Source organism: Arenimonas sp. (genome assembly GCF_044353605.1).
Lineage (GTDB): Bacteria > Pseudomonadota > Gammaproteobacteria > Xanthomonadales > Xanthomonadaceae > Arenimonas.
Map to the genome: position 1 here is coordinate 62,784 of NZ_JBILBO010000002.1, position 14,352 is coordinate 77,135.

At 60.5% G+C, this 14,352-nt stretch carries 14 protein-coding genes and 1 tRNA gene; 9 read left to right on the forward strand and 6 right to left on the reverse strand.

Translation table 11 applies throughout. The features are described 5' to 3' along the window. Window position 1: 1 nt before the first annotated feature. Together ACIQ1A_RS01590 and pdhA are read right to left on the reverse strand one after the other, a co-directional pair. Complete coding sequence (locus ACIQ1A_RS01590) at window positions 2-982, reverse strand: alpha-ketoacid dehydrogenase subunit beta (protein WP_395769331.1); 981 nt, start codon at window positions 980-982, stop codon at window positions 2-4. Beyond that, on the reverse strand, window positions 982-2,055 hold the full coding sequence (pdhA, locus tag ACIQ1A_RS01595; RefSeq protein WP_395769332.1) for a pyruvate dehydrogenase (acetyl-transferring) E1 component subunit alpha: 1,074 nt from the start codon (window positions 2,053-2,055) through the stop codon (window positions 982-984). The genes ACIQ1A_RS01590 and pdhA overlap by 1 nt, the downstream gene beginning before the upstream one ends. 98 nt (window positions 2,056-2,153) lie before the next feature. On the opposite strand from pdhA, the gene kynA reads away from it, so the two are divergent. The 3 genes from kynA (at window position 2,154) to ACIQ1A_RS01610 (ending at window position 4,779) form a co-directional block, all read left to right on the forward strand. After that, on the forward strand, window positions 2,154-3,005 hold the full coding sequence (gene kynA, locus ACIQ1A_RS01600) for a tryptophan 2,3-dioxygenase (RefSeq protein ID WP_395769333.1): 852 nt from the start codon (window positions 2,154-2,156) through the stop codon (window positions 3,003-3,005). Between the two features lie 119 nt (window positions 3,006-3,124). Further along, a complete protein-coding gene (locus tag ACIQ1A_RS01605; RefSeq protein WP_395769334.1) occupies window positions 3,125-4,639 on the forward strand; it encodes a peptide MFS transporter in 1,515 nt (504 codons plus the stop codon). Between the two features lie 66 nt (window positions 4,640-4,705). Continuing rightward, window positions 4,706-4,779 (forward strand) — tRNA-Gly (locus ACIQ1A_RS01610). Between the two features lie 6 nt (window positions 4,780-4,785). On the opposite strand, the gene ACIQ1A_RS01615 is transcribed toward ACIQ1A_RS01610, so the two are convergent. The 3 genes from ACIQ1A_RS01615 to ACIQ1A_RS01625 form a co-directional block, all read right to left on the reverse strand. Then, window positions 4,786-5,094 carry a hypothetical protein gene (locus tag ACIQ1A_RS01615; protein ID WP_395769335.1) on the reverse strand — a complete coding sequence of 103 codons (309 nt, stop codon included), beginning with the start codon at window positions 5,092-5,094 and terminating at the stop codon, window positions 4,786-4,788. Between the two features lie 9 nt (window positions 5,095-5,103). Then, window positions 5,104-6,660 (reverse strand): AbgT family transporter, encoded by a 1,557-nt coding sequence (locus tag ACIQ1A_RS01620; RefSeq protein ID WP_395769336.1) that lies wholly within the window; start codon window positions 6,658-6,660, stop codon window positions 5,104-5,106. 270 nt (window positions 6,661-6,930) lie between these two features. Further along, window positions 6,931-7,401, reverse strand: coding sequence for a MarR family winged helix-turn-helix transcriptional regulator (locus ACIQ1A_RS01625; protein WP_395769337.1), 471 nt, complete (start codon window positions 7,399-7,401; stop codon window positions 6,931-6,933). A gap of 67 nt (window positions 7,402-7,468) precedes the next feature. Between ACIQ1A_RS01625 and hppD the strand changes: the two genes are divergently transcribed. From hppD to maiA, 4 genes are read left to right on the forward strand one after another with little or no spacing between them, the layout of a single operon-like run. Then, a complete protein-coding gene (gene hppD, locus ACIQ1A_RS01630; protein WP_395769338.1) occupies window positions 7,469-8,557 on the forward strand; it encodes a 4-hydroxyphenylpyruvate dioxygenase in 1,089 nt (362 codons plus the stop codon). 9 nt (window positions 8,558-8,566) lie between these two features. After that, entirely contained in the window at window positions 8,567-9,844 is a 1,278-nt protein-coding gene (hmgA, locus tag ACIQ1A_RS01635; protein WP_395769339.1) for a homogentisate 1,2-dioxygenase, read from the forward strand. Beyond that, complete coding sequence (locus tag ACIQ1A_RS01640; protein ID WP_395769340.1) at window positions 9,841-10,842, forward strand: fumarylacetoacetate hydrolase family protein; 1,002 nt, start codon at window positions 9,841-9,843, stop codon at window positions 10,840-10,842. The genes hmgA and ACIQ1A_RS01640 overlap by 4 nt, the downstream gene beginning before the upstream one ends. 3 nt (window positions 10,843-10,845) lie before the next feature. Continuing rightward, window positions 10,846-11,523, forward strand: a complete 678-nt coding sequence (maiA, locus tag ACIQ1A_RS01645) for a maleylacetoacetate isomerase (RefSeq protein ID WP_395769341.1) — start codon at window positions 10,846-10,848, stop codon at window positions 11,521-11,523. A 35-nt stretch (window positions 11,524-11,558) separates the two neighbouring features. Here the strand turns inward: maiA and ACIQ1A_RS01650 are convergent, their stop codons facing one another. After that, window positions 11,559-12,665: a PilT/PilU family type 4a pilus ATPase gene (locus tag ACIQ1A_RS01650; protein ID WP_395769342.1), complete on the reverse strand. Its 1,107-nt coding sequence runs from the start codon at window positions 12,663-12,665 to the stop codon at window positions 11,559-11,561. An 85-nt stretch (window positions 12,666-12,750) separates the two neighbouring features. On the opposite strand from ACIQ1A_RS01650, the gene ACIQ1A_RS01655 reads away from it, so the two are divergent. Then, window positions 12,751-13,131 (forward strand): hypothetical protein, encoded by a 381-nt coding sequence (locus ACIQ1A_RS01655; RefSeq protein ID WP_395769343.1) that lies wholly within the window; start codon window positions 12,751-12,753, stop codon window positions 13,129-13,131. Beyond that, on the forward strand, window positions 13,128-14,039 hold the full coding sequence (locus ACIQ1A_RS01660; RefSeq protein WP_395769344.1) for an OmpA family protein: 912 nt from the start codon (window positions 13,128-13,130) through the stop codon (window positions 14,037-14,039). The genes ACIQ1A_RS01655 and ACIQ1A_RS01660 overlap by 4 nt, the downstream gene beginning before the upstream one ends. Window positions 14,040-14,352: the final 313 nt, after the last annotated feature.

A 14,352-nucleotide genomic window follows, 5' to 3' on the forward strand; every position in this document is an offset into this window, starting at 1 on the left:
GTCAACTCGCGGCAAGGGTGCGTTTAGCGGCGGCGACGATTTTTTCGACGCTCGGCAGGTATTTCATTTCCAGACGGAACAGCGGGATGTGCGTGTCGTAACCGGTCACGCGTTCCACCGGCGCAACCAAATCGTACATCGCCTTCTCGGCCAGCTGCGCGGCGATTTCGGCGCCGAAACCGGCAGTACGCGGCGCTTCATGCACGATCACGCAGCGCCCGGTCTTTTTCACCGATTCGTGGATGGTGTCGAAGTCGAGCGGTTTGACCGTGGCCAGATCGATCACTTCCGCGCTGATGCCGTCTTTGGCCAGGGCATCGGCGGCCTCCAAGGTTTCCTTGACCTGCGAGCCCCAGGTCACCAGGGTCACGTCGCTGCCGTCGCGCAATACGAAGCAGACATCCAAGGGCAGGGCTTCGCCGTCATCCGGCACCTCTTCCTTGTACTGCCGGTAAATGCGTTTGGGTTCGAAGAAAATCACCGGGTCGGGATCGCGGATGGCGGCCAGCAGCAGGCCGTAGGCGCGCTGCGGCGAACTGGGCATGACCACGCGCAGACCGGGCACATTAGTGAAGATGGCTTCGTTGGCTTCGCTGTGGTGTTCCGGCGCGCGGATGCCGCCGCCCCAGGGCACACGCAGCACCATCGGGCAGCTCATGCGGCCGCGGGTGCGGTAGCGCAGACGTGCAGCGTGGCAGATGATGTGATCGACCATCGGATACATGAAGCCGTCGAACTGCGCCTCGGCAATCGGCTTCATGCCCTGTGCGGCCAGACCCACGGTGAGGCCGGCGATGGTGGTTTCATCCAGCGGGGTGTCGAGGATGCGGTCGGCCCCGAACTCCTGGATGAGTCCGGAGGTAGCGCGGAAAACGCCGCCATTGACGCCGACATCTTCGCCGAGCACCAGCACGCTCGGGTCGCGGCGCATTTCATAGGCCATGGCCTGGGTCAGGGCTTCGATGAGGGTGATTGCGGCCATCAGCGTTTCTCCCAGCCCAGCGCCTGTTCGCGCTGTTCAGCCACATCATGCGGCAGGTCGGCATACAGGTAATCGAACATCGCTTCCACCGGCTGCACCGTGGTGGCCAGATAGGCGTCCACCTCGGCATCGGCCCAGGCGTTCGATTCGGCGACCCAGGCGGTTTCTTCATCTTCGCTCCACCAGCCCTGCGCCAGCAGATAGGTTTTCAGGCGCTTGACCGGCTCGCGTTGCCAAGCCGCCTTGACCTGTTCGTCGTCGCGGTAGCGGCGCGCGTCGTCGGCGGTGGTGTGATCGGACAAACGGTAGGTGATCAGTTCCAGCACGGTGCCGCCATGGCCATGGCGCGCACGCTTGACCGCATGCGCCACCGCCGCTTTCACCGCGATGATGTCGTTGCCGTCTACCTGCAGGCATTCCAGTCCGCCGGCTAGACCTTTCTGTGCCAGGGTTTTGGCGCCGGTCTGGGCCGTGCGCGGTACGGAGATGGCCCATTGGTTGTTGATGATGCACAGCACGAAGGGCAGGCCATAGGCGCCGGCCGAGTTGATGGCGGCGTAGGTATCGGTTTTTGAGGAGCCGCCGTCACCGACGCAGGCCAACGCCACGCGTGCTTCGCCGCGCAGTTTGAAGGCCAGCGCGGAACCGGCCGCATGCAGACATTGGGTGGCAATCGGTACGCACCAGGCGAAATCATGAGCCGGGCCGGAGAAATTGTTGCCGCGTTCGTCGCCGCCCCAGTACATCAGCACCTCGCGCGGTTTCACGCCGCGGGCGAACTGGGCGCCGTATTCGCGGTAGCTTGGCGCGAACACGTCGTCGATCTGCAGACTGGTGCCGATGCCGATGTGGGCCGCTTCATGGCCGAGGCAGCTGGCATAGGTGCCGAGTTTGCCGGTGCGCTGCAGAGCCACCGCCTTGGCATCGAAGCAGCGGACTTTCAGCATTTCCTTGTACAGACCGACCAGTTGCGCGCGGTCGCGGGCGAAGTCGGGAAGATCGGGGTTGACGATGCCGCCGTCGGCATCCATGTACTGCAGATAATCGATTTCGAAACGTACGGCGGATTCCATTCAGGGCTCCTGGAAGCTGTGGCAGGTCATCCTGCCGGGAACGGAAATAGTGTAGCCGATAAGTTAAACTGGCGAGGTTAAGAAACCGTGAGCCTGCCATGACCGAACCCAGCAACCAACGCCCGCTTGAAGACGGCATCACCACCGACTTCACGGACCGCATGAGTTACGGCGGCTATCTTCGCCTGGACCGGATTCTGAGCGCCCAGCATCCCTTGTCGGATCCGCCGGTGCATGACGAAACCCTGTTCATCATCCAGCACCAGACCTCCGAGCTGTGGATGAAGCTGGTCATCCATGAGCTGCGGGCGGCGCTGGCCCAGCTGCGCGAAGATGACCTCGGCCCATGCCAGAAGATGTTGGCCCGCATCAAACACATCCAGAAGCAGCTGACCGAACAGTGGTCGGTGCTGGAAACCCTGACCCCGAGCGATTACATGCAGTTCCGCAGCGTGCTCGGCTCGTCCTCGGGATTCCAGTCGCACCAGTACCGGGAAATCGAGTTCCTGCTCGGTAACAAGAACGCGCATTACGTGAAGGTGTTCGATTACGACCCGGACATCCACCGCCACCTGACCGATACCCTGAACGCGCCCAGCCTGTACGACGAATTCCTGCGCCATCTGGCGCGGCGCGGCCATGCCATTCCGGCCGAATGCCTGAACCGCGATTGGTCGCAGCCCTATGAGCGCCGGGAGGAAGTCATCGCCGCCTTCGAACTTATCTACGAAAACACCGAAGCGCACTGGGAGGCCTATCACTTCTGCGAGCAGCTGGTCGATATCGAGGTCAACTTCCAGCACTGGCGCTTCCGCCACCTGAAAACCGTCGAACGCATCATCGGCTACAAGCCGGGCACCGGCGGATCGTCCGGCGTGGCCTTCCTGAAGAAAGCACTGGACCTGAGCTTTTTCCCGGAATTGTTCGAAGTACGTACCCGTATCGGCTGAAAACAGCCGGATTTACAGGCAATTGCGTCTTTTTTCCGAAAAAAAGCTGTCAATCGACGGCGTTTTAATTATGATGAATCCACCGTTCCACCATTAAAACAAACCAAGGGAGAGTCCGCATGAGCGGAGCAGTTGAGAACAAAGACGGCTTCATGCCGCCACCGGCCGGCGAATTCCTCGGCCATCCGAAAGCTTTATGGAACCTGTTCGCCAGCGAATTCTGGGAACGCTTCATGTACTACGGCATGCGCGCCATGCTGGCGGTGCATATCGCGGCCGCGTTTTTCGCGCATCTGGGCGATGGTGCCCGCGCCGAAGCCAGCCTGACCTACGGCGGTTTCACCTCCCTGGTGTACATGACCGGTATCGCCGGCGGCTTCGTGGCCGACCGTATCCTCGGCTATCAACGCTCGATCATGCTCGGCGGCGCCTTGATGGCGGTCGGCAGTTTCATGCTGATGGCGCCCGACCTCACCACCTTCGTCATCGGCCTGGCCGTGATCGTGGTCGGCAACGGCCTGTTCAAGCCCAACATCTCCACCATGGTCGGCAAGCTGTACGCGCCGGGCGACGTGCGCCGCGACTCGGGCTTCACCATTTTCTACATGGGCATCAACGCCGGCGCGTTCTTCGCGCCGTTCATCTGCGCCTCGTGGATCGGCCAGACCTACGGCTACCGCTGGGGCTTCTTCTCGGCCGGCATCGGCATGATTCTCGGCCTGATGGTATTCCAACTGCTGAAAGGCTGGCTCGGCCACGTCGGCACCGCGCCGGAAGGCAAGAAGGGTTTCGCGCCCGTCATCCAGGTGCTTCTGGCCGCGGCCGTGATGGTGGTGCCGGTGTACTACCTGCTCAGCAAGAGCGACATCCTGGGCGTGCTGCTGATCGGCATGATGCTGGCGCTGGTGGCCTATTTCGTCTACAGCGGCGTGCGCAGCGGCGACAAGGTGCAGCTGCACCGCTACATCGCCATGCTGATCCTGTTCGTGGCCAACATCCTGTTCTGGGCGCTGTTCGAGCAGGCCGGTTCTTCGCTGACCTTCCTGGCGCAGGACTTCGTGAAGATGCCGGACGTTTCCATCTTCGGCTGGACCCCCACCTTCGAGGTGTTCCAGTCGGTGAACCCGGTGTTCATCATCCTGCTGGCGCCGGTGTTTGCCACGCTGTGGATCAAGCTCGACAAGGCCGACTGGAACCCGTCCATCCCGCGCAAGTTCGCCTACGGCATGGCTGGCGCGGCGCTGGGCTTCTACGTGCTGGTGTTCGCCATCGAAAACTTCGTGGACGCCGGCGGCAAGATCAGCTGGGTCTGGCTGGCGCTGACCTACCTGATCCACACCATGGGCGAGCTGTGCCTGTCGCCGATCGGCCTGGCCATGGTGACCAAGCTGGCGATGCCCAAGGAAACGGGCCTGGCCATGGGCGGCTGGTTCCTGTCCATCGCGATGGCCAACTTCGTCGCCGGCCGCATCGCCGCGATCGCCTCGGGTGGCAACGCCGAGGGCGAGAGCGCCAGCTCGCTGCTGCAGTACGCCAGCACGTTCAACCAGCTGTTCATTCTCGGCATCGTGATTGCCGTGCTGTTCTTCCTGGCGGCACCGCTGATCAACAAACTGATGCATGGCGTGAAGTAAGCGCCTTTTTCAGGGTCAAACGCAAAGCGGCCTTCGGGCCGCTTTTTTGTTTTAGAATCAAATCATGCGGGTGTCGTTCAATGGCAGGACCTGAGCTTCCCAAGCTCAAGACGTGGGTTCGATTCCCATCACCCGCTCCAAAGCTTTCAGAGCCGGCTGAATTTTCCGGAACCGGCGGCAATCCACATCACCACGCCCAAGACCGCCATCACCAGCACAATAATCAAGGGGATGGCCAAGGCCGGATGACGTAGACTGGCTAAACCAATCGCTGCCGAAACCAGCGGCAAGAGCAGCAGGCGGTTGCCGGCCCAGCGGTGCAGGGCGGGGATATCGGTGACCCTCGCGTAATCCACGATATTCAGAATCCGGTTCGTACCGGCAAAGCGCACGGCCAGCGCCGCGATCAGAAGTATTCCGGCAGCAAGAAAGGGCATGAGGGAAGTGATTTGCATGGGATGTCTTTACGGAAAGGAATAATGCGATCCAATTCCCAGCGGGATGTCCAGCCACCAAAATCCTAGCAAGAACGCCGTCCAGAGTACGAGCAGTGCGATGGAATACGGCAACATCATGGCGATTAGCGTGCCTATGCCCGTGTTTTTAACATAACGCTGGCAGAACACCACAATCAAGGGGAAGTACGGCATCAGCGGCGTGATGATGTTGGTTGAAGAATCGCCCACACGATAAGCGGCCTGGGTTAAATCGGGCGATACGCCGAGCTGCATCAGCATCGGCACCATCACGGCACCGATCAATGCCCATTTTGCAGAAGCAGACCCCACGAGCAAATTCACGCAGGCCGTGAGATAAACGATGCCGACCAGGGTTACGCCCATGGGCAGATTCATTTCTTTCAGGGCATTGGCGCCTTTGATGGCAAATAATGCACCGAGGTTGGATTGGCCAAACGCGTAGATGAATTGCGCGCAGAAAAACGCCATCACGATGTAATATCCCATGCCGCTCATGGATTTGCTCATGCCTTTTACAATGTCATGGTGAGTACTGACACTGCCTGAAACCACGCCATACACGATGCCGGGTATCAGGAAAAATACAAAAATCAAACCCACAATCGAGCGCATTACGGGCGCGGCGGCAACGGCGATTTCTCCGGTGGGTGCGCGCCATGAGGAATCGGCGGGCATCATGCTGAGCACCAATAAACCAACGCTGATCAACATTGCTATGCCTGACCAGATCAAGCCTTTGCGTTCCTGAGCTGTTAACGCCTCCAGCTTTGGCAACGCCGCAGGGTCGCCATCGACCGGCGTGTTCCGTAAACGTGGTTCGATGACCAGATCGGTAAGCGCCCAGCCAATGGCGATAATCAGGAAAGTAGAAGCAGTTGTAAAAATAAAATTATTTAAGGGGTTGATCACCAGCGCTGCAGCGCCCGGCTCGGAAGACAGATGCGCCGCGGCCTGCGTCAAGCCTGCCAACATGGGGTCCAAGCTGGATGGAATGAATAAGGTTGCGGAAAAACCGCCTGACACACCCGCAAACGCCGCTGCAATACCAGCCAGGGGGTGACGGCCTGCGGCATAAAAAATAACCGCTCCCAGCGGAATCACCAGTACATAGCCGGCATCCACCGCAACATGCGACAACACGCCGACAGCAATCAGGACCGGGGTCAATAAGCGGCGGTGCGTGACAGCCAGGATTGAGCGCAGACCAGCGCTGATGAAGCCGGTGTGTTCAGCCACGCCCAGGCCCAGCATTGCCACAAGCACCACGCCCAATGGCGGGAAATTGACGAAAGTAGGAACCAGGTTCGCCATAAACTCGGTCAGCGCCGCTCCCGACAGCATGTTTTTTACCGCAAAGGCCTGCTGGGTGCGCGGATCGATTTCTGCAAAAGTGACCGTGGAAAGCCAGGCAGACAAAAGCCAAACCGCTACCATAAACAGCGCAAACAACATTGCCGGGTCGGGCAGGCGGTTGCCGACGTGCTCAATCGCATTCAAGCCGCGATTTAGCCAACCCTGTTTTTGTGTTGTCGAATCAGACATTATTTTCACCTTTTCCCATTAAGGCTGACAAAGCGGAATTTCAACTTACAACATCATGCGTGCTGGCTATCGCCCGGTCTGGCGAAATGGCAGCCGTTGTTGTTAAGTGCAGTTTACTCATTTTTCTGCTTGGCGGATTCTTCGTCCGTTTGAAAGACTAGTTGGGCCTCATTTCTGTTCGAGTTTGAAGATGAGGCGAATTATTGAAAGTTGCCTCGGCATGTGAAGATAAGACAATAAACGGCGGCCCCAAGCACTCGTCAACCCGAGTTATTCCGCCCCCGGCTTCTCGGCCAACTCCGCCGCTTCCAGCGTATTGAGTATCGCCAGCAGGGTGTTCTGCGCCTCCGGCGCCAGATGCGCCAGAATCTTCCGTTCATAGGCCAGAGCCAGCGGCACGATCTGGTCGAACACCGCATAGCCCTTCGCGCTGAGCGCCAGGCTGGATCGTCGGGCATCGGAGGGGTCGGTCTGCCGGTTCAGGAACTTCTTGCCCATCAGCGCCGAAACCGCCCGGCTGACCGCCACTTTGTCCATGGCCGTGCGCTCGGCCACGGTGTTGGCGCTCAGGCCGCGTTCGTGACCCAGCACTGCCATCACCCGCCATTCGGTGATTGACAGGTTGAAGCGCGCCGAATACAGCCGGGCAATGTCCTGGCTGACCCGGTTCGACAGCACCGACAGGCGGTAGGGCAGGAAACGTTCAAGCCGGAGTTCGGCATGGGGTTTGGGGCTGGGCATGGTGGCTTGCAATTGGTTTCAATTGAAACTATATTAACGCATCCGTCACCGCTGTAAAGGACCCTGCATGAACGCCCAAGTCGAAAATTCCCGCGTCACCTTCGAAAACCCGATGGGCATCGACGGTTTCGAATTCGTTGAGTTCGCCGCTCCGGCCGGACAGGCCCAGCAGCTGCATGACTACTTCCGCATGCTCGGCTTCGTGCCGGTGGCCCGCCACAAGACCCGCGCCATCACCACCTACCGCCAGGGCGACTGCACCTTCCTGATCAATGAAGACCCGGACTCGTTCGCCGCCGATTTCGCCGCTGAGCATGGTCCGAGCGCCTGCGGTTTCGCCATCCGCGTCAACAAGCTGGCGGAATGGGCCCGCGTACAGGCCCTTAAAAACGGCGCCACCCCGGTCACCCACAAGGAGCTGACCAAGGCCGTGGCCGCGCCGGTCATCGAAGGCATCGGCGGCTGCATGCTGTATATCGTCGACCGCTACGACGAGAAAGGCACCATCCACGATCCGGATTACGAATGGATTCCGGGCGCGGAAATGATGCCGAAGGGTTTCGGGTTGACCTTCATCGATCACCTGACCCATAACCTGTTCGTCGGCAACATGGCCAAGTGGTCGGAATACTACGAGAAGCTGTTTAACTTCCGCGAAATCCGCTACTTCGACATCAAGGGCGCCAAGACCGGGCTGCTGTCCAAGGCGATGACGGCACCGGATGGCCTGGTGCGCATTCCGCTCAACGAGTCTTCGGATCCGAAATCTCAGATCAACGAGTATCTTGAAGCTTACAACGGCGAGGGCATCCAGCACATCGCCTGCTTCACCGACGACATCTACGCCACGGTCGAGAAGATGATCGATGCCGGCGTGAAGTTCCTGGATACCCCGGACACATACTTCGATGCCGTCGATGTACGTATTCCAAACCATGGCGAAGATCTGGAGCGCCTGCGCCGCAACAAGATCCTGATCGACGCCGATCCGGAAACCAAACAGCGCAAGCTGCTGCAAATATTCACCCAAAACGCTGTCGGTCCGATCTTTTTCGAGATCATCCAGCGCAAGGGCAACGAGGGTTTCGGCGAAGGCAACTTCCAGGCTCTGTTCGAGTCCATCGAGCGCGACCAAATGCGCCGCGGCGTTCTGTAAGGAGTCGCTATGACGCTCGCCTATCAATCCGGATTTGGCAACGAATTCGCCACCGAGGCGCTGGCTGGCACGCTGCCGCAGGGCCGCAACTCGCCGCAGCGGGTGGCGCACGGTCTGTATGCCGAGCAGCTGAGCGGCACCGCATTCACTGCGCCCCGCCACAGTAACCGCCGCACCTGGTTCTACCGCATCCGCCCGGCCGCGCTGCATGGCAGTTTCGAGCTGTTGCCGGATTCCGCCTTCCACAACCGCTTTGCGGAACTGCCGGCCGATCCGAACCAACTGCGTTGGTCGCCGCTGCCGGCCACCACGCCGGGCAAGGATTTCATCGACGGCCTGTTCGCCATGTGCGGCAATGCCGGCGTCGGCGTGCACCGCTATGCCGCCAATGCCGACATGCAAGGCCGTTTCTTCAGCAACACCGATGCCGAGATGCTGATTGTGCCGCAGGCCGGTCGTCTGCGTCTGCGCACCGAGATGGGCGTGCTCGAAATTGAACCGCAGGAGATCGCGGTGATTCCGCGCGGCATCCGTTTCGCGGTCGATCTGCCGGACGGCAGCGCCGCCGGTTATGTCGCTGAAAACTACGGCGCACTGCTGCGTCTGCCGGATCTGGGTCCGATTGGTTCCAACGGTCTGGCCAATCCGCGTGACTTCCTGTATCCCGTAGCCGCTTACGAAGAAAGCGAAGGCGATTTCGAACTACTCAATAAATTCCAGGGCCGGCTCTGGCGCGCTCCGATCGGGCATTCGCCGCTGGATGTGGTCGGCTGGCACGGCAACTACGCGCCTTACAAATACGACCTGCGCCGCTTTAACACCATCGGCTCGATCAGCCATGACCATCCGGATCCGAGCATCTTCCTGGTGTTGTATTCGCCGAGCGACACCGCCGGCACCAGCAATCTGGATTTCGTGATTTTCCCGCCGCGCTGGCTGGTGGCGCAGGACACCTTCCGCCCGCCGTGGTTCCACCGCAATATCGCCAGCGAATTCATGGGCCTGATTCACGGCGTGTACGACGCCAAAGCCGACGGCTTCGTGCCGGGCGGAGCGTCGTTGCACAACGCGATGAGCGCACACGGTCCGGATGCCGCCACCTTCGACAAGGCCTCGAGCGCCGATCTGAGCAAACCCGACGTGATTGCCGAAACCATGGCCTTCATGTTCGAAACCCGCCATATGTTCGCACCCACGCAGCAGGCGCTACAATGTGCCAGCCGCCAGCGCGACTACCAATCCTGCTGGCAAGGTCTGCGCAAAAACTTCACTCCGGATAACGCATGAAACTCGCTTCCCTGAAACAAGGCGGCCGCGACGGCACGCTGGTGGTGGTCTCGAAAGACCTGCAACGTGCGGTGCCGGTGCCAAGCATTGCGCCTACCCTGCAACGTGCGCTGGAAGACTGGCAGAATGCCGCGCCCCGCCTGAACCGTGTGTATGAAGCGCTGAATCACGGCAATGTGCAGACGATTGACGCCGAAGACGTGATTACGCTCGACATGGCTGCCCTGGCCGCACCCCTGCCGCGCGCCTATGAATTCGTTGATGGCAGCGCCTATCTTCCGCACGTGGCACGGGTGCGCAAAGCCCGCGGCGCGGAAGTGCCGGAAAGTTTCTACACCGATCCGCTGATGTACCAGGCGGTGTCGGCCGGTTTTTACGGCCCGCGCGATCCGGTGCTGGTGCCGAGCGAAGCTTTCGGCATCGATCTGGAAGCGGAAGTGGTGGTGGTCACCGACGACGTGCCGATGGCGGTCACGCCCGAGCAGGCCGCAGGCCACATCCAGCTGATCGGTCTGGTCAACGATGTATCGCTGCGTAACCTCATTCCCGATGAGCTGGCCAAGGGCTTCGGCTTTCTGCAATCGAAACCGCGTTCGGCGCTCAGCCCGGTGTTCGTCACCCCTGACGAGCTCGGTGATGCCTGGCAGGACAGCAAAGTACATCTGGCCCTGCTGACCCACATCAACGGCGAATGGTTCGGCGCGCCGGAAGCGGGCGTCGATATGCAGTTCAATTTTGCCCAGCTGATCGCGCATGCCGCCAAGACCCGGCCGCTATCGGCCGGCACCATCGTCGGTTCCGGCACCGTGGCCAACGAAGACACCGCGCTTGGCGCCTCCTGTTTCGCCGAACGTCGCACCGTGGAAACCCTGCGCGACGGCAAACCGAGCACGCCGTTCATGAAATTCGGCGATGTCGTGCGCATCGAGATGAATGACCGCAGCGGCACCAGCGTGTTCGGCGCCATCGAACAGAAAATCACCACCGCCGGAGCCTGAGCCATGGCCGAACCCGATCTGGTGCTTTATCACTACTGGCGCTCCAGCGCCAGCTACCGTGCCCGCATCGCGCTCAATCTGAAAGGCCTGGATTACCGCATTGTGCCGGTGCATCTGCTGGAAGATGGCGGGCAGCAGCATCACGAGGCCTACCGGGCACTCAACCCGCAGCAATTGGTGCCGACCCTCGTGCACGGCGGCCAAGCCATCGGCCAGTCACTGGCGATCATTGAATACCTCGACGAGGTTTTTCCGGGGCCGCGCCTGCTGCCGGCCGAGCCGTTGGCGCGCGCTTTCGTGCGCGGACTGGCGCTGTACATCGCGTCGGAAGGACAGCCGATGATGAATCTGCGTGTGTTGCAGCATCTGCAGCACACACATGGCCTGGACGAAGACGCGCGCAATGCCTGGGTCCGGCATTGGCTGGCGGTGAATTTCGGCAACATCGAAGCACAACTGGCGAAGAATCCCCATGGCGGCAGCTTCATCGCCGGCGACTCGCCGGGGCTGGCCGAATGCTGCTTGGTGCCGCACGTATTCGCGGCCGCGCGCTTCAACCTCGACATGACGCCGTATCCGAACGTGATGCGCATCGTCGGCCAGTGCCAGCCCTTGCCGGCCTTCGCGCGTGCGCACCCCGGACGGCAACCGGATACGCCCGCGGAATTCCGCGTCAATTGATGCCGGAAAAAAGCCCGCTTGCGCGGGCTTTTTTATTACTGATTGTTGTACAGATCCCCGTAGGGGTCGTGTTCGGCGCTGCCGCCTTCCGACAAGCGGACCTTGAGCGCCAGACCGTCGCGCGAATCGGCTTTGAGCAGGGCTTCGTCAAGCGTGATCTTGCCGTCCTTGTACATGCGGAACAGGGACTGATCGAAGGTATGGATGTCTTCTTCCAGACTGGTGTCCATCGCTTCCTTGACTTCGTGGATTCGGCCACGGCGAATCAAGTCGCGGATCATCGGGGTATTGATCAGCACTTCCGTGGCCGGCATGCGGCGGCCATCGACGCCGACCACAAGGCGCAACGAAATCACCGCGCGCAGGTTCAGCGCCAGATTCATCAGGATGTTCTTGTGCGCGGCTTCCGGGAAGAAGTTCAGGATGCGCTCGAGGGTCTGATCGGCGTTATTGGAGTGCAGGGTGGCCAGGCACAAGTGGCCGGTTTCTGCGAAGGTGATGGCCGCTTCCATGGTGGTGGCGTCCAGGATTTCGCCGATCAGGATGACGTCCGGCGCCTCGCGCATGGCGTTCTTCAGCGCATTGTGGAAGCCGTGGGTATCGAAACCGACCTCGCGTTGGTTGACCAGTGATTTCTTGTGCCGGTGCAGGAATTCGATCGGGTCTTCGATGGTCAGGATGTGACCGGTCTGGGTTTCATTGCGGTGGTCGATCATCGCCGCCAGCGCGGTGGATTTACCCGAACCGGTGGAACCAACCACCAGCACCAGACCGCGCGGCTCATTGATGATGCGCTTGAGCGTCTGCGGCAGCTTCAGTTCTTCGATGGTGGGGATTTCACTCTTGATGGCGCGGATGACCATGGCAATCTCGCCACGCTGCTTGAAGCAGTTGACCCGGAAACGGCCGGCCTCGCGGATGGAGATGGCCATGTTGTATTCCAGCTCGTGCTCGAAGACCTTGATCTGGTCTTCGTCCATCAGCGAGTAGGCGATCTTCTTGACCATGCCGGTCGGCAGGCCGCTGTTGCCCAGGGCGTACAGTTTGCCCTCGACCTTGATATAGACGGGTGCGCCGGTGCTCAGGATCAGGTCGGATGCGTTCTTTTCGCGCATCAATTTCAGGAAGTAGCCGATATCCATAATTACCCTTGTCCGGTTTTTGACAACGCCGTTATTGTGTACACTGGAACGCGGTTCCAGATTCCCTCTTTCAATGGATTATAGAGTGTCCAAGCGGTTTGTGTACTTGTCGGCCATCGCTTTTTTTCTGGCGGTCACACCTGTCGTTGCCCAGACGCCGGCACCGACGCCGGCGTTCGCCGCCGCCGAACGCGCTTTGCTCGAGGCCGAGCGTGAACAGGCAGCGCAGTGGGCAGCGCAGCCGTATCAGGCCGCACGCGATGCCTATGCCCAAGCGCAGGCCTTGCAACTCAAACGCAAGAAGAGCGATGCCGATCGAGCGGCACAGACCGCGGAAGCGCAGGCCGAGCTGGCCGCCACACAGGCCCGGCAGCGCAAGTTGGCCGAACAGATCGAACGCAAGACTTCCGAGAACAATGCCCTGCGCCGGGATTTATTGTTCGGCAAAGACGGTAACCGGCCATGAGCCCCTATCTGGGCTTTCTTCTGTTGGCGCTTGCCTGCACGCCCTTGGCTGCACAGACCTCGGCTGCAGACCCGCAGCAACAATGGCCGCTTCTGCAGGAGCGTCTGGCCATTGTGGATGCCGCCGCCGGTGAGGGCGATGCCGCCGCGCTCGAGCGTCTACAGGCCCGTCAGGCCATGCTGGCGTTGCCGGAGGTGCGGTCCCGTGACAGGGCGTTTGCCACCAGCATTGCCGAACTCCGGGTGAGCACCGCCGAATCCGCGTTGAAAGTCGCTCAGTTGCGCCAACAATTGCTCGAGCTCGACCGTGAACGCGATGCCATTTTGCTCGAAGCCAGTCGCCGCGATGCCGAAATGGCGCGCAAGGAAGCCGAGCGCCTGCGTCTGCAGGCGCTGGCCCGCGAAGAAGAAGAGGCCTTGTTGAATGCGGACGCCGCCCTGGTGGCGGAAGAATCGGCTTCGGCTGGTGCCGCTTTGGCCGCCAAAGATGGCGAACTGGCCCGTCTGGAAGAGGAGCTGGCGGCCTTGGCCAATGCCCGTGGCGACGATTTGGTCAGTCTGGGCGGGTCGGGCAAAGGCCGGTATCGGTTGGTCGGTACCGCGTTCCTGGCCGGCAAAGCCACCCTGCAACCGGAAGCCCGGCAAAGCCTCAGCCAGCTGGGCAAGCGCCTGAAGGCCTCCGGCAAGGCTTGGTCCGTGGAGGGCTTCAGCGACAATCTGGGTAGCGAGGACGGGAACCTGACGCTGTCGCGCCAGCGTGCCGAGGCGGTGATGGCGGTACTCCGGGCGGCCGGTATTCCTGCCGCCAAACTCAGCGCCAAAGGCTGGGGTTCGGCCAAGCCGGTGGCTTCAAACGCTGGAAAATCAGGGCGTGCGCAGAATCGGCGTGTCGAGATCATCCAGAAATAATCGGCAAATCAGCGGCTTGCGATTTTCAGCCTCGCGTCAGACGCCTATAAGTCTATGAAAAATAATAATAAAACTTCTATTTTACGATTTCGGCCCGAGGCCATTTTGAAAATATCGCGAAATCAACGACATAAAAAAGGGCTTGCGGCCCGAAAAAGACCGGCGTAGGTTTTATATCCCATGCAGGCAGTTTTCCGATGCATGGCGAAAGCGAGCCACGATCATGCACGACGCCACATCACCTCGTCCCGATGCAGCACAGGATTTCCGGCCAGAAGCGGGCCGTGATTCCATCGTCATGACCGCGTGCACA